Source organism: Serratia sp. Ag1, from assembly GCF_000743355.1.
Lineage (GTDB): Bacteria > Pseudomonadota > Gammaproteobacteria > Enterobacterales > Enterobacteriaceae > Chania.
The window spans coordinates 30,155-50,721 of record NZ_JQEI01000016.1 but is presented as its reverse complement, the minus strand read 5'-3'; the positions used below and the strand labels follow the sequence as shown (position 1 = coordinate 50,721).

The following is a 20,567-nucleotide window of genomic DNA, read 5'->3' as shown; positions in this document are numbered from 1 at the left end:
TTTGGCTGGGATTAGTTTTATTCATTGATTCTTATTTTTTCTTTCATTTAACTTACCTTTAATCCAGATACCGAAACCAAGAATTACTCCACCAATACTTCCTTTCCTTACGGTCTCAGGAATAATTATTTCCCAATCAAGATTAAATATACCTATCTTAAAATAAACAATAACAGCAGCTATCACATAGCCGAGCACTACAGCAAAACACAGAATGCAGACACAATAAAAAATCAATAAAAACAAATCCTTAATATTAATTTTCCCCATTTTTATCACCTGCATTATTCAAAGAGTCTTGTACATTTTTTCCTGTAATCTCACCCACAGTACCACCTGTTACTGCTCCAATTATTTCTGCACTTCCTTCTTTAATTGCAGGTTTCAACTGCTCTGTAGCTATTTTCCCCGCGGCCCCTCCCAATACAGAACCCACTCCAGCAGCAATAGCAGAATTAGCAGGATCTTCCCCCTTAATACTGCTACCAATTGCAGCCCCTCCCATATTAATAGGTGTTGAGGCTACAATTCCTTTCCCAGTCGTAGCTGCCGCTGTCACTCCAGCCATTATCGCATCAACATAGCTGAACGGATCTTTTCCACTGAGCTGAACACCTGCATTTACACCAACACCGATTGCCGCATTAGCTGCCATACCTTTTATCGTGGTACCCAGCACACTGCTGCCAAAAATCAGCGCAGAGTCTCCTATGCTGGCATTCGATTTATGGTAGCCCCACGTGTTCATAATCACCTGAGCCTTTGCCATTGCTTCTGAGTCAGGGTTACGTTTTATATAGTCCTGCTCTGACAGCATACCTTTCACCAGTTCCTGTGCCACCGCCGAACCATAGGTTTTTTCCATCTCTGAAGCATAAACACGTAAATAACCCGCCAGCTCGGCACGCTCTGTGCTGCTCATTTGTGAAGGGTCTTTGGTGAATTTGGAGACCAGAGCATCACTACGTTTATCCGCATTTGCCAGCGTGAGCAGGTCATTTGCAGCAGCAAGTGATTTATCACCCTGCATAATTTTCTCTACGGCTTTATCAAGTTTGTCTGAAGATGTGGCTCCCAGGAAATTATTCTCCACCGCATTCTTACCGGTCTGCGCGCCTGCAAACACACTGCCTGTGCTGTCACCTGCCAAGCCACCCACCAACCCTGCCGCCAGCGTACTCAACGTACTGACCGTCTGCTTCTGCTCTTCGGTCAGTTTATCCTTATCCCATCCCATTGAGGCGATAATCACCGGAGCCATCAACTCTGCCGTTGCCGCACCCGCTGCACCTGCCAATGCATTGTTGCCACTGGCATAGGCAGTAACCGCACCCAGCACCGCGTGCGCCATCGCGTTCGCAGCCTGATTATCCCCGGTATTTTTCTTAATCACCTCCGCAAGATACGGAGCCGCCCCGCCCGTCAATGCTTGCGCCAGATTGCCACCCGCCAGACCCTGCACCGCCGCCGTTGCCGCCTGTATCGCTCGCTGGACTTTACCCCCCGTCCCAAAATCTGACTCATTAAACGCCTTGTTATACGCCGTCTGGTAGATCTGGTTGTTGATATCCTTTGCCTCTGGCTCCTGACCGGGGTGCTCGCTCCGCCACTGCTTCTCGGCTGCTACTCGGTCTTCTGGCTTGATGTTCTGCATCTTCTCGTTCGCCGCTCGGGTGGCTTCTATCTGCCCCTGCGTCCGCGCGATATCTGCCGCCTGACTGCCGATTTCTCCCAGCAGTTGCGCTTCCTTCAGCCGGTTCTGCTCTTTTTCCTTGTCGAAAATCGGGCTTAACGTCTGATTTGCATGCTCTACATCGCGACTGAGATCCTCAACGTTCTGGGTCTGCTTGTCTTTGTCACGGAGGGTGATGGTGCCTTCACTCACCGCCGACTGCGTCGTCGAACTGGCGCTGCCGCTGCCGTTTACACCGGTCAATAGGCCATTCGCCATATTCCCCGCAAACTGTCCACCAATGCTACCGCCCGAGCTGATACCCACGCTCTGGTGTTCAACCTGATAATCCGCTTGGTTCTCGATATTCCCAAAAACCAGCGTGCCTGTATCCAGTCTATTCTTGTCTGCCGTGGCTGTCGAACCAATGACCGCACCATTCAACTGCGTATGTTCACCCACCGTGATATCAAAGCCACCCTTACCTGCGAACACCCCGGTCTGCTCCTGCACGCTGTCATAGTTGCTGTGCATTTTGTCACGGCTCAGGTTTACACTGCCCGACCCCGTCATCGAGCCGAACGTGAAGCTGGCACCGGCGCTGCTATTCTGCTGCTTCGCATCGTAGTTGTCGCTGTCCTGTTCACTGGTCAACGTCAGGTTACGGCCAACATCCATCGTCACCTTGTCGCCACTCACCTGCGCCCCGGTCAACGTAGTGTCCCGCCCGCTGGTGATGTTCAGGTTGTTACCGGCGTTGAGCGTGGTTTCAGTATGCGTCACCCCATTACCTGTCTCACTGCCCTTGCCTTTATTGGCACTGGCCGACACGCTGATACCCCAACCGCCCTGGCCAGCCCCGATACTGACACCAACGCTCCCCCCTTTACTCTCGTTTTTACCCTCAAGCTGGGAACTGTTCTCGGCAGACACCAGGTTCACGTCCCGTGCGGCATTCAGGGTGATATCCTTCCCGGCCTGCAGTTGGCTCCCCTGAACATTGATATCGGACTCGGTGGCTTGGATGGTGAGATTATTCCCCGCCGTCAACGTGCTGCCCTGGCTCTGCGTCTGGCGGGCCGTCTGTTCAGATTTTGATGACTGGCTGCCATACGAAAGGCTCACCCCAATGGCATTCTGATCTGCAGCATTTTCCGATGCCAGCACGCTGCCTTGCGCCGCCTGCACACCGCTCAGTGCCGCTTTCATGCCTTGCAACGCCGCCAAACGACCATCGGTCTCCTTGGTGGCCTCGTTGGCGGTCGTCACTGCCGTATTTAACGCACTGCCCACCGTGCCCGACAGCGCCAACGTCAACCCGCTCTGTTTCTGCTCAACGGTGTGACTCTGGGTACTCTGGTTCTCCGCCGCCAGAATGTTCACTTCCTTACAGGTGTTTGGGATTACCCTTGATAATCTTGTAATCCGGCTGGGTAAGACGGCCATACAGTTGCAGCACCTGGCCACGGCTGGCAACGTTCGCCGACTCGGCTCTGCCGATCACCGGTATCACCACGCAGCCCCGGAAGTGATCCTGACGCGTAGGGGCGGATTGGGTGCAGGAGAACGGCGAGGTGATTATCGGCGGCGACTGGCTCACCGAGTCCAGCATTACCAGTGCTGAACAACTGGAAGTGACCGCCGCGCCCGGTGTGCTCCGGTTGCAACGGCGAGAAGTGGATGTTTTCAAAGCGTAAAAAGCAAAAAATCCCGGCCAGTTGGCCGGGTTTCATCACAATATCTAGATTAAATCTTCGCCATTTAAAAGCACGATGACATTGTCCGCCCCTAGAGCTTCCCTAACCATGTCAGCCATTTCATCTGTCGATATTTTAAGAGACTTATCATTTACTGATATATAACAATAAGATAGCGGATCCAACCCGAATTCATTAGATACCTCCTTTTGGATTGGATGTGGTATACCCGCAGTAGATAGATAGTAATGCGCGGGAAATACATCTGGATATTTTGCCGAAAATTCGTTCAACTTATGTTGCAACTCAGTAAAAGTCAGCTTAGTAAAACATGTTAACCCTATAGACATACCACCCTCACTTCACCCTAATAGCATTACCGGTTTTATCAATAATGATGACTTTATCCAGCCCCATTATTGGCCACTGCGTTAGCTGTTTTTGAAGTTCTGGAATGCTAACTTTAGTATCAGACATATTGATCACAACATTAGATGTCTGGCCTTTGTCTATTTTAGTTTTAACTTCGCTGTAGATATTTCGCACGCTATTAGATCTAGGGGCATAGTTATCAAAAATCTCACCATTAATCCGGTAATCTGGATTTTTATTTCCAGCTACAGAAGGATTCTGCTCTACGTAAAACCCTGACTGTGAAAGGATTTGAGCACTCTCATTTTCCCGATTGAGGGAACGGATATTCTCCTTCGTCATCCCTGATTCTATCTTGGTAACTGGCCCCGTTAATACACCTTCAGACTTTGTAATTACATTACCAATTGTACCGGTTTGCCATATATTACTGTTTCCCGGTGACACTATCGCACCATCAGTCTTACCTATAACACTATTCCCTGCCACACCACCAAAGATAGCAGCCGTTCCGAGGCCTATATTCAGGGCACCTTCTCCATAGTTACCATCAACTACCTGACCGATCCCAGTACCGGTTTGATAACCGCCACCTGCTGCCAGAGTTGAACGAGCAATTATCCCCGGAGCACCCGGTAAAGCGAGTAAAGCATCAGTTCCTAATGCAGCCTGACCGGATTGTGCGCTGTACCCTTTCAGATAACTCAGCGCCTCGTTATACGCTTCGATATTTCCTGTCGAGGCGACAAACGCTTTGCCTGCAACCAGTGACTGAATAGCGTCTGCGGCTTGCTGTGGGGTATACCCGTACATAGACTGAAGTTCATAGCCATATTGGTTAAGTAATCCAGCTAGCTCTTGCTTCTGACCTTCTGTCAGTGGTTGACCCGTTTGATACTGTTGCAGTAACAGATTGCTAGCCCGGTCTTCATTCGTCAGCCTGACAATATTCTGTGACGCTTCAAGTAAGTTCTTGCCCGCTTTCTGGTCTTCGATGGATTTATTCAGTGTTTCGGCTTTCTGCACGCTGAGGAAGTTATTCTCCACAACCATCTGCCCGGTCTGGGCACCCGCAATCATATCTCCGGTACTGTTACCGAGCAACCCACCGGCCAGACCTGCTGCCAACGTCGCCAGCGCAGAGACTGTTTGCTTTTCTGTCTCGCTCAATTCACTCACGGGCTTCCCATAGGCATTGACTGCAATCATGCCCATCAGTTCACCGGTGACCGCTCCCCCTGCACCCACCAACGCATTATTGCCTTGGGCAGCCGCGAGAGCAGCGTTCACCGCAGCATGAGCCAGGGTGCGTGCAGCAGGATCATCCCGCAGACTATCGGCAATGATATTGGTGATATAAGGTGCACTGGCTCCCGCCAGCGCTTTCGTCAGGTCACCACCTGCCAGACCTTGCACCGCCGCCGTTGCGGCCTGTACCGCGCGCTGGACTTTCCCCCCTGTTCCAAAACCAGACTCGTTAAACGCCTGGTTATACGCCGTCTGGTAGATTTGGTTACTGATATCCTCGGCCTTCGGTTCCTGACCGGGATGATCTTTCCGCCACTGCGCTTCGGCTGTTTCACGATCTTTCGGCGTTACGTTCCGCATCTTCTCGTTCGCCGCGCGGGTGGCTTCTATCTGCCCCTGCGTACGCACGATATCACCGACCTGACTCCCAATCTCCCCTATCATCTGCGCTTCACGCAGCCGGTTCTGCTCCTTCTCCTTGTCGAAGATTTTGTCCAGACCCGGATTCGCATTCTCTACATCACGGCTCAGCTCCCCGACGTTCTGGGTCTGCTTGTCTTTGTCACGGATAGTAATCGTGCCTTCACTCACCGCCGACTGCGTCGTCGAACTGGCGCTGCCACTGCCGTTCACACCGGTCAATAGGCCGTTGGCCATATTCCCCGCAAACTGCCCACCAATGCTACCGCCCGAGCTGATACCCACGCTCTGGTGTTCAACCTGGTAATCCGCTTGGTTCTCGATATTCCCAAAACCCAGCGTGCCTGTATCCAGTCTATTCTTGTCTGCCGTGGCTGTCGAACCAATGACCGCACCATTCAACTGCGTATGTTCACCCACCGTGATATCAAAGCCACCCTTACCTGCGAACACCCCGGTCTGCTCCTGCACGCTGTCATAGTTGCTGTGCATTTTGTCACGGCTCAGGTTTACACTGCCCGACCCCGTCATCGAGCCGAACGTGAAGCTGGCACCGGCGCTGCTATTCTGCTGCTTCGCATCGTAGTTGTCGCTGTCCTGTTCACTGGTCAACGTCAGGTTACGGCCCACATCCATCGTCACCTTGTCGCCACTCACCTGCGCCCCGGTCAACGTAGTGTCCCGCCCGCTGGTGATGTTCAGGTTGTTACCGGCGTTGAGCGTGGTTTCAGTATGCGTCACCCCATTACCTGTCTCACTGCCCTTGCCTTTATTGGCACTGGCCGACACGCTGATACCCCAACCGCCCTGGCCAGCCCCGATACTGACACCAACGCTCCCCCCTTTACTCTCGTTTTTACCCTCAAGCTGGGAACTGTTCTCGGCCGACACCAGGTTCACGTCCCGAGCGGCATTCAGGGTGATATCCTTCCCGGCCTGCAGTTGGCTCCCCTGAACATTGATATCGGACTCGGTGGCTTGGATGGTGAGATTATTCCCCGCCGTCAACGTGCTGCCCTGGCTCTGCGTCTGGCGGGCCGTCTGTTCAGATTTTGATGACTGGCTGCCATAGGACAGGCTCACCCCAATGGCATTCTGATCTGCAGCATTTTCTGAAGCCAGCACGCTGCCTTGCGCCGCCTGCACACCGCTCAGCGCCGCTTTCATGCCTTGCAACGCCGCCAAACGACCATCGGTCTCCTTGGTGGCCTCGTTGGCGGTCGTCACTGCCGTATTTAACGCACTGCCCACCGTGCCCGACAGCGCCAACGTCAACCCGCTCTGTTTCTGCTCAACGGTGTGACTCTGGGTACTCTGGTTCTCCACCGCCAGAATGTTCACTTCCTTACCCGTCAGGCTGATATCTTTCCCTGCCAGCACGTCGGAACCTTGCACCGTCAGATTATTACCCGCATTCAGGGTGACATTCCCCTGGGTGCTGCCTAGCGTACTACCTGCGTGGTTAACGCTATTTTCGGTATCGGTGGTCTTCAGGCTTTGCGACCCGTAACTGAAACCTATCCCGCCGGTGCCGGAGAAGCCGGATTTCTTGCTCTCGCTCGCCGTACGGCTCTCGGTATGTTCCTCCACCGTACCCACCGTGATGTTATTCTTCGCCGTCAGTGAGATATCGTCGGTGGCCACAACATGGCTACCCATCACGTTGATATCTTTACCACTCTGCAGAATAACCTCCTGGCCACTCAGCAGGCTGCCGTTGGCCGTACTGCTATGGGTTTCCTGTTGATAGGCACTCTGCTTGCCGCTCAGGAACCCTTTGCTACTGTTGCTGCCCTGTATCATCAGATGCTGCTCGTCCTGGCTGGCATTCAGCGAGATATCACCAGCCGCCTTCAGCCCAATTCGCCCTTGCTCACTCTGCACCGTGCTGCCTTGCAGCAGAATGTCGCCCTGCTCGGCGATAACCGTTACCCCTTCTTTAGCACTGAACAGTCTGCCGTGGCCGGTGTCACTGCTGATATCGCTTTGCCGCTGGTTTTGCGATTTACCCACCTTGCTCTGTCCGCTGTCGCTGTCGCTCACCTGCTGGCGCGCTTCTTTGATGGTGACCTGCTGTGCGCTCAGGCCGATGCCGCCCGACGCACTCTCCACCTGTGCCCCTTCGGCCACAAAGTTACCGCCCGACAGGATAGTGACGCCGTTGTCGCCGCTTAATCCGCTGGTATGCAGCGTGTCGGCTTGGCGGCTGTTGCTCACCGTCGAGGTGCGGCTGTTCGCTTCAAGATGGGTGCTGTTGGTAGTGGTATCCGCCAGTAACGAGACATTGCCACCGGCCTGAACCTGCGCTTTCCCCCCCGCGCTGGCCTGGCTGCCTTGCAGTGTGATGTCCTGGCCCGCTTTCAGGCTGAGGTTGCCGCCCGCCGTCAGGCTGCTGCCCAACGCCTGCTGCCATTCACCACTGACCTGCGCTCTGCGCTCCCCGGCCTCTTCCATCCCGGCACTATTACGGTTGCCCAAGGACCCGGAAATCACGCTCACGTCTGCTGTGGTGCTGCTGCGCGCCGTGCCGATGTTAATGCTGTTGCTGGCACTCAGGCTGAGGTTGTCGGTGGCGCTAAGCTTCGCACCTTGCAGGCTGATATCACCGCCGCTCAGGCTGAGTTCACGTGCACTCATGCTCGCCTGGCGCAAGGCATCCTGCAGATTGGTGCTCAGGCTGATGCTGTCGGCCTGCACATTGATTGTGTCTGCACGGAGTTCGCCCCCCTGGTGCAGGAATGCGCCGGTATCGATGCTCATGGCCTTGTCGGCAAACAGGTTGCCCGCATTGCTGAGGCTGCCAGTGGAGAGTTGCAGGTTCCCCCCAGCAATCACCGCACCATCCCCCGTCACACGGAGGGTGCTGTTCGCCAGATAGACTTTCGGCACCCAAACAGTCTGCGGCCCTTCGGCAGTTTCAACCGTTTCACTCACCAGCCAGACGATATCCTGCTGCAAGGCGGCGATTTGTGATGGCGTGAGCGCCACACCGGGCACCAGGTGGAAATCTTCCGCTGCCTTGATGCCGCTGTTCATGAGCGCCTGGTACTGCGCCATCGCATCGTCACCTTTCAACGATGGGCGTCCCGTCAACATCAGCAACTGCTCACGCACCACCCGTTGCTCGTAGTAACCGTCCCCCAGGCGTTTGTGCACCTGGCTCGGGTCATAACCCACGCGCTGCAGCAGATAGTCACTGCTCAGGAAATTGTTTTTGTTGGTAAAACGCGGGTCAGTCACCACCAGGAACGGGCTATTGGCCAGCCATAGCATCCTGCCTGCACGCCGTACATCATAGCAATGTGAGCCGAAAGTGACATAGATGGTTTATTGAAATAATGAGGTACGTCAGCCAAAAAATAATCATTTATATATTAAATAAATAAAGATTAACTAATCCTGTTAATTGATTAATTAAATCCTAAAAGAACATTGAAATAAACCTATTAAGAACTTAAAATATGCTCTGATAAGAACAAAACATAACTCCATCTAGAACCAAAGCGTATAATGCAAAGCTTGGCTTAATACTTAAGGCAGGTTTTGGATGGGATTCTCTACCCGCATTCTGCAATTGCGAAAACTGCATGGACTGAGCCAGAGCCAAATGGCTGAAAAAATTGGCATTCATTTAACTCAGATCCGCCGTTATGAGTCCGAAGAGGCTAATCCTTCGTTAGATATCCTCAAACGTGTAGCAATCGTGTTTAGTGTTTCTACGGACTGGCTCATCTTTGAAGATAAAGAACGTGAACCGACTGACGAGATGAAACTGAGGTTTGAAGCCATTAAGCAATTAGATGATGAAGAATTACGCTCAGTAAATCACGTTTTAGATGCGATGATACTCATGCATAAAGGTAGGAAATGACAGGGTAAAATCTATTTATCGCGAAAATGAGGTGCTACCAACACCTCATTTCCGCTCACCACCGCAACTAACAGGAGTAGTTACCATGGCTAGAGCAGATTCTACGTCACAACCCGCCGCACCCCAAGCGCGTAAGAGCATTGTGGGTTACCGCACCAACGGCGGCAGGCCGAACCCGCTGCCACAACTGACCATCAAGGGCCGCTGGCTGGAAGCATTAGGCTTCACCCAGGGCCAACCGGTGAGCATTACCGCCGAACACGGCCAACTGATTATCCGCACCGCGCCCACCACGGAGGGGAACGCATGAACATCACCTTTACCCCTGAACCGATACCGGAACTGACACTGGCAGGCGGCGCGTTGGCCGTATTAGGATTTACCACCGGTACGCCGTTACAACTGACGCTCCAGCATCACACACTCTGGATCACTGTCGTCACCGACGACGCCACCTGGGAAGCGCTGTGCGAAGCCAGTCAACAGCGGCAGGATTTGGGGGCGGATTGGGTGCGAGAGAATGGCGAGGTGATTATCGGCGGCAACTGGCTCACCGAGTTCGGCATTGCCAGCGCTGAACAACTGGAAGTGACCGCTGCGCCCGGTGTGCTCCGGTTGCAGCGGCGGGAAGTGGATGTTTTCAAGGCTTAGATGTAAAAATCCCGGCCAGTTAGCCGGGATTTATCACAAGATTTAGATTAGATCTTCACCATTTAAAAGCACAATAATATTTTCCTCCCCTAGCTCTTTCCTGAGCATGTCTGCTACTTCAGAAGTGTTCAACTCAGGGAATGATTTATCATTGACTGATATCATAAAATATGACTTAGGTTCTTCAAGGCCAAACTCTTCCGCTATTAGTAGATCTGTTTCCTTTTTATATTTTTCAACTCGATCCTCAATAAATTTTAACTGTTCACGAGTTAACACTTCATCAGCAGCATACATAAGATATGACTGCTCAAATAAATAACCATAATTTAACTTAATTACATCTAGTTTAGGCTGCAATGACTCAACACCTAACTTGGTATAACATGTGATATCAATTGCCATCCCATTCTCCTACTTGATTCTTATCGGTTTACCCGATTGATCTATAACAATAATTTTGTTCAATCCTTTAACAGGCCAATCACTAAATTGTTTCTGTAGATCACTAACGCTTGCCTTTGTATCCGCTAGGTTAATAACAACACTATTTGTTTGCCCTTTTTCTACCTTTTTCTCTACTTCTCTCCATATATTTCTAATATTTCCAGAGCTTGGAGCATAGTTATCGAAAATTTCACCATTAATTTTATAATCAGGGTTCTTTATTCCCGATGTGACTGGGTTTTGTTCAACGTGAAAACCATTCTCCGAGAGTATTTTTGCACTTTCATTTTCTCTTACCAAAGAACGTATATTCTCAGGTGTTGCATTAGGGGGTAATTTAGTTTGTGAACCTGTTAAAGACCCCGTTGTTCCTTGGCCTGTACTCTTGGTTGCGCTAGTTGCCCCATTCGCAGCCAATTTTTCCAGACTGACACCCGCTGCCTTGGCACCGTAAACTATTCCCACCGTATCCTGGATGGTGATCGCTATCTTGGCCCAGCCGGGAACATCCTCCAAAGCTTGCTGATATTTTGCAGAGTAGGCCGCATCCTGAGACATCTTGGCCTTGGCCTGTTCAGGCGTATAACCCTGATCTACCAGCTTGAGCAGATCACGCGAGTAGTCCCCAATTAAATCACCGAATTTCGCCATTTCCTCGGGGAACTGGTCGCGTAAGTCGTAATAGGTCTGGTATTCCGCATAACCCTGATAGCTTTCTTTAGCTGCCTGTGCCAGCTTCAGTTCATGGATACATCCCGCACTGGCTCCATTAGCACAGGCATCCTTCAGATTCGCGTCACTGGTAAGATCCTTTTGTGTCAGGTTAGCCAGATCTTTCACTTCACTGTCGGTAATCGTGCCATTGGCCAGTTTGGTTTCCAGTTGCTGTTGGCGGATCTTATCGCTGGCGTTGAGATAGTTATTCTCCACCGCATTCTTACCGGTCTGCGCGCCTGCAAACACACTGCCTGTGCTGTCACCTGCCAAGCCACCCACCAACCCTGCCGCCAGCGTACTCAACGTACTGACCGTCTGCTTCTGCTCTTCGGTCAGTTTATCCTTATCCCATCCCATTGAGGCGATAATCACCGGAGCCATCAACTCTGCCGTTGCCGCACCCGCTGCACCTGCCAATGCATTGTTGCCACTGGCATAGGCAGTAACCGCACCCAGCACCGCGTGCGCCATCGCGTTCGCAGCCTGATTATCCCCGGTATTTTTCTTAATCACCTCCGCAAGATACGGAGCCGCCCCGCCCGTCAATGCTTGCGCCAGATTGCCACCCGCCAGACCCTGCACCGCCGCCGTTGCCGCCTGTATCGCTCGCTGGACTTTACCCCCTGTCCCAAAATCTGACTCATTAAACGCCTTGTTATACGCCGTCTGGTAGATCTGGTTGTTGATATCCTTTGCCTCTGGCTCCTGACCGGGGTGCTCGCTCCGCCACTGCTTCTCGGCTGCTACTCGGTCTTCTGGCTTGATGTTCTGCATCTTCTCGTTCGCCGCTCGGGTGGCTTCTATCTGCCCCTGCGTCCGCGCGATATCTGCCGCCTGACTGCCGATTTCTCCCAGCAGTTGCGCTTCCTTCAGCCGGTTCTGCTCTTTTTCCTTGTCGAAAATCGGGCTTAACGTCTGATTTGCATGCTCTACATCGCGACTGAGATCCTCAACGTTCTGGGTCTGCTTGTCTTTGTCACGGATGGTGATAGTGCCCTCAGAGACTGCCGACTTCGTGGTGGAACTGGCGCTGCCGCTGCTATTCAGCCCGGTCAACAGGCCGTTGGCCATATTCCCCGCAAACTGTCCGCCGATAGGGCCACCACTGCTGATCCCCACGCTCTGGTGTTCAACCTGGTAATCCGCTTGGTTCTCGATATTCCCAAAACCCAGCGTGCCTGTATCCAGTCTATTCTTGTCTGCCGTGGCTGTCGAACCAATGACCGCACCATTCAACTGCGTATGTTCACCCACCGTGATATCAAAGCCGCCCTTACCTGCGTACACCCCGGTCTGCTCCTGCACGCTGTCATAGTTGCTGTGCATTTTGTCACGGCTCAGGTTTACACTGCCCGACCCCGTCATCGAGCCGAACGTGAAGCTGGCACCGGCGCTGCTATTCTGCTGCTTCGCATCGTAGTTGTCGCTGTCCTGTTCACTGGTCAACGTCAGGTTACGGCCAACATCCATCGTCACCTTGTCGCCACTCACCTGCGCCCCGGTCAACGTAGTGTCCCGCCCGCTGGTGATGTTCAGGTTGTTACCGGCGTTGAGCGTGGTTTCGGTATGCGTCACCCCATTACCTGTCTCACTGCCCTTGCCTTTATTGGCACTGGCCGACACGCTGATACCCCAACCGCCCTGGCCAGCCCCGATACTGACACCAACGCTCCCCCCTTTACTCTCGTTTTTACCCTCAAGCTGGGAGCTGTTCTCGGCCGACACCAGGTTCACGTCCCGGGCGGCATTCAGAGTGATATCCTTCCCGGCCTGCAGTTGGCTCCCCTGAACATTGATATCGGACTCGGTGGCTTGGATGGTGAGATTATTCCCCGCCGTCAACGTGCTGCCCTGGCTCTGCGTCTGGCGGGCCGTCTGTTCAGATTTTGATGACTGGCTGCCATAGGACAGGCTCACCCCAATGGCATTCTGATCTGCAGCATTTTCTGAAGCCAGCACACTGCCTTGCGCCGCCTGCACACCGCTCAGCGCCGCTTTCATGCCTTGCAACGCCGCCAAACGACCATCGGTCTCCTTGGTGGCCTCGTTGGCGGTCGTCACTGCCGTATTTAACGCACTGCCCACCGTGCCCGACAGCGCCAACGTCAACCCGCTCTGTTTCTGCTCAACGGTGTGACTCTGGGTACTCTGGTTCTCCACCGCCAGAATGTTCACTTCCTTACCCGTCAGGCTGATATCTTTCCCCGCCAGCACGTCGGAACCTTGCACCGTCAGATTATTGCCCGCATTCAGGGTGACATTCCCCTGGGTGCTGCCTAGCGTGCTACCTGCGTGGTTAACGCTATTTTCGGTATCGGTGGTCTTCAGGCTTTGCGACCCGTAACTGAAACCTATCCCGCCGGTGCCGGAGAAGCCGGATTTCTTGCTCTCGCTCGCCGTACGGCTCTCGGTATGTTCCTCCACCGTACCCACCGTGATGTTATTCTTCGCCGTCAGTGAGATATCGTCGGTGGCCACAACATGGCTACCCATCACGTTGATATCTTTACCACTCTGCAGAATAACCTCCTGGCCACTCAGCAGGCTGCCGTTGGCCGTACTGCTATGGGTTTCCTGTTGATAGGCACTCTGCTTGCCGCTCAGGAACCCTTTGCTACTGTTGCTGCCCTGTATCATCAGATGCTGCTCGTCCTGGCTGGCATTCAGCGAGATATCACCAGCCGCCTTCAGCCCAATTCGCCCTTGCTCACTCTGCACCGTGCTGCCTTGCAGCAGAATGTCGCCCTGCTCGGCGATAACCGTTACCCCTTCTTTGGCACTGAACAGGCTGCCGTGGCCGGTGTCACTGCTGATATCGCTTTGCCGCTGGTTTTGCGATTTACCCACCTTGCTCTGTCCGCTGTCGCTGTCGCTCACCTGCTGGCGCGCTTCTTTGATGGTGACCTGCTGTGCGCTCAGGCCGATGCCGCCCGACGCACTCTCCACCTGTGCCCCTTCGGCCACAAAGTTACCGCCCGACAGGATAGTGACGCCGTTGTCGCCGCTTAATCCGCTGGTATGCAACGTGTCGGCTTGGCGGCTGTTGCTCACTGTCGAGGTGCGGCTGTTCGCTTCAAGATGGGTGCTATTGGTGGTGGTATCCGCCAGTAACGAGACATTGCCACCGGCCTGAACCTGCGCTTTCCCCCCCGCGCTGGCCTGGCTGCCTTGCAGTGTGATGTCCTGGCCCGCTTTCAGGCTGAGGTTGCTGCCCGCCGTCAGGCTGCTGCCCAACGCCTGCTGCCATTCACCACTGACCTGCGCTCTGCGCTCCCCGGCCTCTTCCATCCCGGCACGATCGCGGTTGCCCAAGGATCCGGAAATCACGCTCACGTCTGCTGTGGTGCTGCTGCGCGCCGTGCCGATGTTAATGCTGTTGCTGGCACTCAGGCTGAGGTTTTCGGTGGCGCTAAGCTTCGCACCTTGCAGGCTGATGTCACCGCCGTTCAGGCTGAGTTCACGCGCACTCATGCTCGCCTGGCGCAAGGCATCCTGCAGATTGGTGCTCAGGCTGATGCTGTCGGCCTGCACATTGATTGTGTCTGCACGGAGTTCGCCGCCCTGGTGCAGGAATGCGCCGGTATCGATGCTCATGGCCTTGTCGGCAAACAGGTTGCCCGCATTGCTGAGGCTGCCAGTGGAGAGTTGCAGGTTCCCCCCGGCAATCACCGCACCATCCCCCGTCACACGGAGGGTGCTGTTCGCCAGATAGACTTTCGGCACCCAAACGGTCTGCGGCCCTTCGGCAGTTTCAACCGTTTCACTCACCAGCCAGACGATATCCTGCTGCAAGGCGGCGATTTGTGATGGCGTGAGCGCCACACCGGGCACCAGGTGGAAATCTTCCGCTGCCTTGATGCCGCTGTTCATGAGCGCCTGGTACTGCGCCATCGCATCGTCACCTTTCAACGATGGGCGACCCGTCAACATCAGCAACTGCTCACGCACCACCCGTTGCTCGTAATAACCGTCCCCCAGGCGTTTGTGCACCTGGCTCGGGTCATAACCCACGCGCTGCAGCAGATAGTCACTGCTCAGGAAATTGTTTTTGTTGGTAAAACGCGGGTCAGTCACCACCAGGAACGGGCTATTGGCCGCCGTTTGCTGGCGGAACAGACCATTATCGGGAATGTGGGTCGCCACGCTGGCTACATGCTGTTTGTCGGTTAACGCCAGTTCCCCCGGCGTTAGTGGCCGAGTGCCTGCGGCTAAACCGGTGTCAGCAGCCTGCCAGTCACCACCGTCAACGCTGACCGCCAACGGGTTGCGTTCCCATTCCGCGCGCTCGGCAGCGGCGGCATTCTGTGCCGCCTCAACAGCGCTGATTTGTGCCTGGTTAACCGTGGTGTTTTCCAGATGCGCACCGCCAATAGTGACGTTGCCGTAACCGCTGATCACCCCATCAATGGTCGTCAGCGCGGTGGTTTCATCCAGATTGAAGGTCGGATACCAGTGAGTTTCCGCTCTGTCGTAGTGATCGACAATAAACTCCTGACGCCGCTCGTTCACCGAGTAACCCCGGTTGATAATGTTGGCGGTGCCGTCAATCGTCAGGTTCCCATTGGAACTGATGGTGCTGGCATCATTCAGCAGTTGCTCACCAATATGCAAAGCCATATTGCCGCCGGAGAGCAAGGTCGCCCCAATACCGGCAGAGATCAGCTTGTCGCTGGTTACCTTACCCGTCGCCGTGCGCTCACGGAGGTTACTGTAGTCAGCAACAAATGGCGCGACCCCAATATCAATATGCTTTTCAGAATCCCACGTCATAACCTCCACCCAGTCGTGTTCCCAATGGAAAGCGTTTTGATAGGGAGTAGGGATGGTGGTACGTTGATACCAGCCACGTGTTTCATAAAATGTCATGGCATAGCTGCCATCAGCATTCGGAACAAGGGCCAGGTAGTTCACCCACAGGCTGATCAGTTGCCCCTTATCGTCTTTTACCTGCACTTCAGCACGTTTATTGGCTGCGTCAATATTCAGTAAGGTACCATATGGGTTGCTTGCGGCAGCCGCATCATCACGAAAGGTCAACTGTTGGGTGGTCGGTGCTATCGCGCTGACATCGGTAGTGACATCCTCACCATAAGAACGCCAGTAGTAGTTATAACGGTGCCAACTGTACTCGCTGGTTTCCGCCTCACGCGCAATCTCCAGCCCTTCACGCAGGTTGTCGAAGCGTTTTGCCGTCAGGGTCAGATCCCCTTCCGCCTCAATATTACTGGCGCGGTTTTCAATCAGATCGCCACTGGTAAGCTGTAACGTCCCTGCGCTGTAAATCAGTGCGCCATCCCGGTTGGTTAACCGCTCACCGCTCATCAGGCTGATGTTTTCCGTGGCGGCAATCAGGGCGGCGCGGCCATGGTTATCAATAATCCGGCTATTCACCAGCAGATTATCCGCCATCAGCGTGGTCTGGTTATCCAGGCTGTCGGCGTTAATGGTCAGCGTGTCGGCTTCGATACGCCCCTGGTTGGTCAGTGCCCCGGTGGTCAGTTGCAGCTGGTTAGCCACCAGACTGGCCAGGTTGTTTACATGCGCGCTGCTCAACGTCAGGTCGCCCGGCAGCAACCAATCTGCCAGGTTGGTCAACACGCCAGCCACACTGAAGGTCACCGAACTGTTACTGCTGAGGGTGTCCCCGGCGCGGTGGGTGTAATCCTGCTGAACACTGAGCTGCAACGCCTGCTGGCTGAGCAGAGTACCTGCCAGGTTATCCAGCCATTGGGTCAAAACGGTTAATGTCCCGCCACTCTGGATGTTACCGCCCTGGTTAAACAACGACAGCGCCCCGCCGCTGATAGCCAGCGCGTTATTGGCTAACAGAGTGCCTTGGCGGTTATCCAACGAATCCAACTGTGACAGCGTCAGGGTTCCCGCACTTTGTATCCGCCCGGCGGTGTTATCCAGCGTGCGGGCGTTGACGTCGGTCTGTGTGGTGCCAATCAGCAGGCCACCCTCGCGGTTGCTCACCTGCTGGGCGGTCACGCTCAATGCCCCTTGGCTACTGATGATCCCCTGGCGGCTGTTATCCACGCTTTCGCCATTGAACGTCAATGCCTGGCTGGAGACCCATTGACCAGCCTGATTGTTCACGCTGCTGCCGCTCAACGTGAGTGCGCCACCGCTGTGGATTTTACCCTGTTGGTTGTCGAGCGTGCTGAAGTGATAATCGCCCGCACCTTGGCTGATCGCCATACCGGCGGCGTTGTCAAACTGCTGGGTGGTAAGCTGGAGGCTCCCCAGGCTGCTGATCACACCTTGCGCGTTCAGTACACGTTCAGCCGAGATGTATTGGGCCTGATTGGCACGCAGCGTGCCCCGGGTATTGTCCAATACGCCAGCAAGCTGCAGATCCAGTTGCTGCTGGCTGTCAATCACCCCTTGGGTGTTCAGCAGTTGTGCGGCGTTGATCTGTGTCCCTTCACCACTTTGCACTTTGCCTTGACGGTTATCCAACCGGTCATTCAGCGTTAATTGCAGTTGCTTCTGGCTATAGAGCAGGCCATTTTGCTGGTTATCGATACCCTGAGCCCGGATCCACAACTGCTCACCCGCCAGCAGTTGCCCACCCGCGTTGTATAACACTCCGGCAGGTGTGGCATCGGTCAACCCTTGTAGCCAGAGGCGCGCTTGCGCACTGATTTTCCCACCCTGATTGGCGATGTCTTGCGCCGTGCGCAACACCAGATTGGCGGCGGACTGCAACGTGCCGTACTGGTTATTCCAGGTGGTGACGGTCAAATCAGCCTCTTGCTGACTAACCACTTCACCCAGTTGGTTATCGAAGCTTTGGCCGATCGCCGTCAGCGTGCCCAAGCTGCCGATCCATCCTTGGCTATTCAAGATATTTTCGGCCTGCAAGCGCTGTGCTCGCTGGCTGATGATGTTACCGCTGCGGTTATCCAGTGCGCGGGTGAACTGCATGTCCAGGCTATCTAATGCCTGGATTTCACCCTGCGTGTTGATCAGGCTGAGTGCGCGCAGCACGCTGCTGCCACCGCTGGCCAGCTTCCCGCCCTGGTTATCCCATGCTCCGGTAAGATCCACTGTCAGCGCCTGCTGGCTTTGTATCAGCCCTTGCTGACGGTTGTTCAACTGCCCGCCATTCAGCGACAGCGCACCGCCGCTTAACAGCTTGCCTTCATCATTGTTAAACAGGCTGAGCGCCCCCCCTTGCCAATAGAGGTTCTGTTGCGCCGTCAGGGTGCCCGCCTGGTTATTGACATTGCCGGTGGTGTTGAGCGTTAACTCACCGCCCGATTGCAGCTTGCCTGCCGCGTTATCCAGGCTGCCTGCCGTCACCTTGGCCTGTTTTGCCCCCAACGCGGTGCCTTTGCGGTTGTCCCAGTTTCCTGCGGTGCTGACATCCAGTGCCTCACCTGCTTCTATCAGTCCTTGCTGATTATTCAGCGACTGGCGGGCATCAAGGCGTAATCCTGTTTGGCTGACGACCTGGCCTTGCGCGTTATTCAGCGCCTGGGTCGACAGTTGCAGGTTCTGACCATGGATCTCACCGACACTGTTATTGACCGCTCCCTGGCTGCTCAGGGCCAGGTTGCCACCAGACAATACCTTGCCCTGACGGTTGTCCGCCCCTTGCTGTGTGGTAATTACCAGGTGTGACTGGCTTTGCAGCATCCCCTGCTGGTTATCCAATGCACCCAAATCCAGCTGCAAGCTGCCGTTACTGCCCAATACCCCGGCCTGGTTGGACAACAGACCACTCACACGCCAGTGCTGTGCCGTGCCATCCAGCGCCACCAGCCGACCACGCAGGTTATTGAGGCTGGCGCTGTTCAGGCTGAGCTGCTGGGTTTCAATACTGCCATCGGTGTTATCCAGCGCACCGCTCAGGGCGAAACGGCTTTCACCGGCCCCGACCTGTGACCAGACACCCGCCTGATTGAACAGGCTGTCGGCGGTGATTTGCCAGTTGCCTGCACGGATTTGTGCCTGCTGTGAGTCAAGGTTGCCTTGGCTGTTGACGGTGAATTGCTGGCTATCCACTTGTGACTGTTGTAAGGCAACATCCCCGGCAAACGCTGTTAACGAAGCCTGTTCTGCCGCCAGACGGCTCTGGCTGAGATCCACCTTGCTGCCGGTCACGCTCACCTTTTTCTGGCTCATCAGGCTGCCGCTGGCACGAATGGCCGACTGGCTTTCGAGTGTTAAATCTGCCGGGCGAACCAGCGTGCTGTTGGCATCGCTGCCCGCCAGCAGATGTCCACTGCTGTGGATCGCCTGTGCGGCCTGCAGCGTGACGTTGCCCGCCGCTGCCATCGTGCCGGATTGCGTGATCCCACCCTGGCGGCTTTGCACGCTCAGTTGACCACCGCTGTAAAGTTTACCCTGATGTTCAACGCTGTCTTTGGCGGTGAGCGTGATGTCGCCCCCGGCCTGGGTGTGAGGCTCCTCCGTGCCAGCCGCCTGCCAGATCAGTTTACCTTCGCTGCTCACCACCAGGGTCTTGTCCGCCTGCAGGTGCCCACCCTGATTGCGCACGCCCACCCCGGCCTCGGTGCCGATCATGCTGATCTGGCCGCTGTACATACCGCCCATCTGGCCCATGTCGATCGCCAGCTCCGGCGCGTTGCCGTCCGTGCCCGGCAGAGCGGTAATCGCTGTGCCCTCTGCACCGATCTGGTTGCGCCCCGCCACCACAGAAACGCCTGCTTTCGCCCGAACCCCGGCATTCACCTGCACCGCACGTGCCAGAATATCGACGTATTCGGTATCGTGGCGCGCGTCGCCATTCAGACCGCCGCCCTGAACCTGGATCACCCCACGCTCAACCCGGTAGCCTGCCACACTGCCATCCGCGTTCAATTGCGGTTTACCGGTGGTCAGGGTCATCCGCCCAGCGTTGATGGTGCCACAGCCGTCGCAGAGGATGCCCGACGGGTTAGCCACGACCACCTGTGCCTTGCCGCCGGCGACTTCCAGAAAACCGCGTAGCTGGCTCGGGTTATTGCTGTTGACTTCATTGATGATGACTTTGGCCGGAGCCGCATTCGGATCAAGCTTGGCGTTCCCCTGGATGTAACCTGCCAGTTGGGTAGACGTCATCACCGCCGAGTTATTGAGGATCGCCCCTTGTTGGCCGACGTCAAACTGCTGGTACTGGTTATGCGACACCCCGGCCTGATTGGGCGCATTGATATTGACCTGCGGTAGCCCATTCTGGGTGTTGATCACTTCCGGGCGTTGCGCGGGTGCCAATTGGCCGTCAGCCACAATGCCATTAGCCCATACCGGGTCGGCAAACAGAGCCAGACCCATCAACCACATGGCAGGACGCAGCGTGACCCACAGGCGACTGCCCCCGGAGCTGCGGCTTTGCCCTGGTTGGGTGCTGCAACTGCGGGCCAGTTCTGATACCACTCTCAACTCACCTTGAGTACGGCTGAAAATGATACGGTAGCAATGTTTGTTCATGGAGCGAATTCTCTAATAAAATCAGTTAAAA

General features: G+C 54.9%; 9 protein-coding genes and 2 pseudogenes. 3 read left to right on the top strand and 8 right to left on the bottom strand.

Features of this window, described 5'->3' with window-relative positions; translation table 11 throughout:
* Positions 1-21 precede the first annotated feature (21 nt).
* The 6 genes and pseudogenes from IV04_RS10315 to IV04_RS10295 all read right to left on the bottom strand — a co-directional run.
* Positions 22-270, bottom strand: a complete 249-nt coding sequence (locus IV04_RS10315) for a hypothetical protein (protein ID WP_037397386.1) — start codon at positions 268-270, stop codon at positions 22-24.
* Positions 257-3,055 (bottom strand): hemagglutinin repeat-containing protein, encoded by a 2,799-nt coding sequence (locus IV04_RS25755; RefSeq protein ID WP_304413315.1) that lies wholly within the window; start codon positions 3,053-3,055, stop codon positions 257-259. The genes IV04_RS10315 and IV04_RS25755 overlap by 14 nt, the downstream gene beginning before the upstream one ends.
* Positions 3,056-3,059: 4 nt before the next feature.
* Positions 3,060-3,362 (bottom strand): hypothetical protein, encoded by a 303-nt coding sequence (locus IV04_RS26395; RefSeq protein WP_161782091.1) that lies wholly within the window; start codon positions 3,360-3,362, stop codon positions 3,060-3,062.
* A 51-nt stretch (positions 3,363-3,413) separates the two neighbouring features.
* Entirely contained in the window at positions 3,414-3,719 is a 306-nt protein-coding gene (locus tag IV04_RS10300; protein WP_037397383.1) for a hypothetical protein, read from the bottom strand.
* 7 nt (positions 3,720-3,726) lie between these two features.
* Positions 3,727-3,966: pseudogene (locus tag IV04_RS27100) on the bottom strand (hypothetical protein); the annotation flags it as partial.
* Between the two features lie 804 nt (positions 3,967-4,770).
* Positions 4,771-8,559, bottom strand: a pseudogene (locus IV04_RS10295) (hemagglutinin repeat-containing protein); the annotation flags it as partial.
* A 397-nt stretch (positions 8,560-8,956) separates the two neighbouring features.
* Between IV04_RS10295 and IV04_RS10290 the strand changes: the two are divergent.
* The 3 genes from IV04_RS10290 to IV04_RS10280 all read left to right on the top strand — a co-directional run bounded on the left by IV04_RS10290 (position 8,957) and on the right by IV04_RS10280 (position 9,931).
* On the top strand, positions 8,957-9,280 hold the full coding sequence (locus IV04_RS10290; RefSeq protein ID WP_037397380.1) for a helix-turn-helix domain-containing protein: 324 nt from the start codon (positions 8,957-8,959) through the stop codon (positions 9,278-9,280).
* Between the two features lie 85 nt (positions 9,281-9,365).
* The gene (locus IV04_RS10285; protein WP_037397377.1) at positions 9,366-9,590 is read left to right on the top strand and encodes a SymE family type I addiction module toxin; all 225 of its coding nucleotides are present in this window, start codon (positions 9,366-9,368) and stop codon (positions 9,588-9,590) included.
* On the top strand, positions 9,587-9,931 hold the full coding sequence (locus tag IV04_RS10280; protein WP_037397375.1) for a hypothetical protein: 345 nt from the start codon (positions 9,587-9,589) through the stop codon (positions 9,929-9,931). The genes IV04_RS10285 and IV04_RS10280 overlap by 4 nt, the downstream gene beginning before the upstream one ends.
* 42 nt (positions 9,932-9,973) lie before the next feature.
* Here the strand turns inward: IV04_RS10280 and IV04_RS10275 are convergent, their stop codons facing one another.
* On the bottom strand, positions 9,974-10,336 hold the full coding sequence (locus tag IV04_RS10275; protein ID WP_037397373.1) for a hypothetical protein: 363 nt from the start codon (positions 10,334-10,336) through the stop codon (positions 9,974-9,976).
* Positions 10,337-10,345: 9 nt separating this feature from the next.
* Complete coding sequence (locus IV04_RS25185) at positions 10,346-20,536, bottom strand: hemagglutinin repeat-containing protein (protein WP_037397371.1); 10,191 nt, start codon at positions 20,534-20,536, stop codon at positions 10,346-10,348.
* Positions 20,537-20,567: the final 31 nt, after the last annotated feature.

Bases quoted from the DNA above. Each gene is read 5' to 3' on its own strand.
- IV04_RS10285 (WP_037397377.1), top strand. From the start codon at position 9,366: ATGGCTAGAGCAGATTCTACGTCACAACCCGCCGCACCCCAAGCGCGT.
- IV04_RS10300 (WP_037397383.1), bottom strand. From the start codon at position 3,719: ATGTCTATAGGGTTAACATGTTTTACTAAGCTGACTTTTACTGAGTTG.
- IV04_RS10290 (WP_037397380.1), top strand. From the start codon at position 8,957: ATGGGATTCTCTACCCGCATTCTGCAATTGCGAAAACTGCATGGACTG.
- IV04_RS10275 (WP_037397373.1), bottom strand. From the start codon at position 10,336: ATGGCAATTGATATCACATGTTATACCAAGTTAGGTGTTGAGTCATTG.
- IV04_RS25185 (WP_037397371.1), bottom strand. From the start codon at position 20,536: ATGAACAAACATTGCTACCGTATCATTTTCAGCCGTACTCAAGGTGAG.
- IV04_RS10280 (WP_037397375.1), top strand. From the start codon at position 9,587: ATGAACATCACCTTTACCCCTGAACCGATACCGGAACTGACACTGGCA.
- IV04_RS10315 (WP_037397386.1), bottom strand. From the start codon at position 270: ATGGGGAAAATTAATATTAAGGATTTGTTTTTATTGATTTTTTATTGT.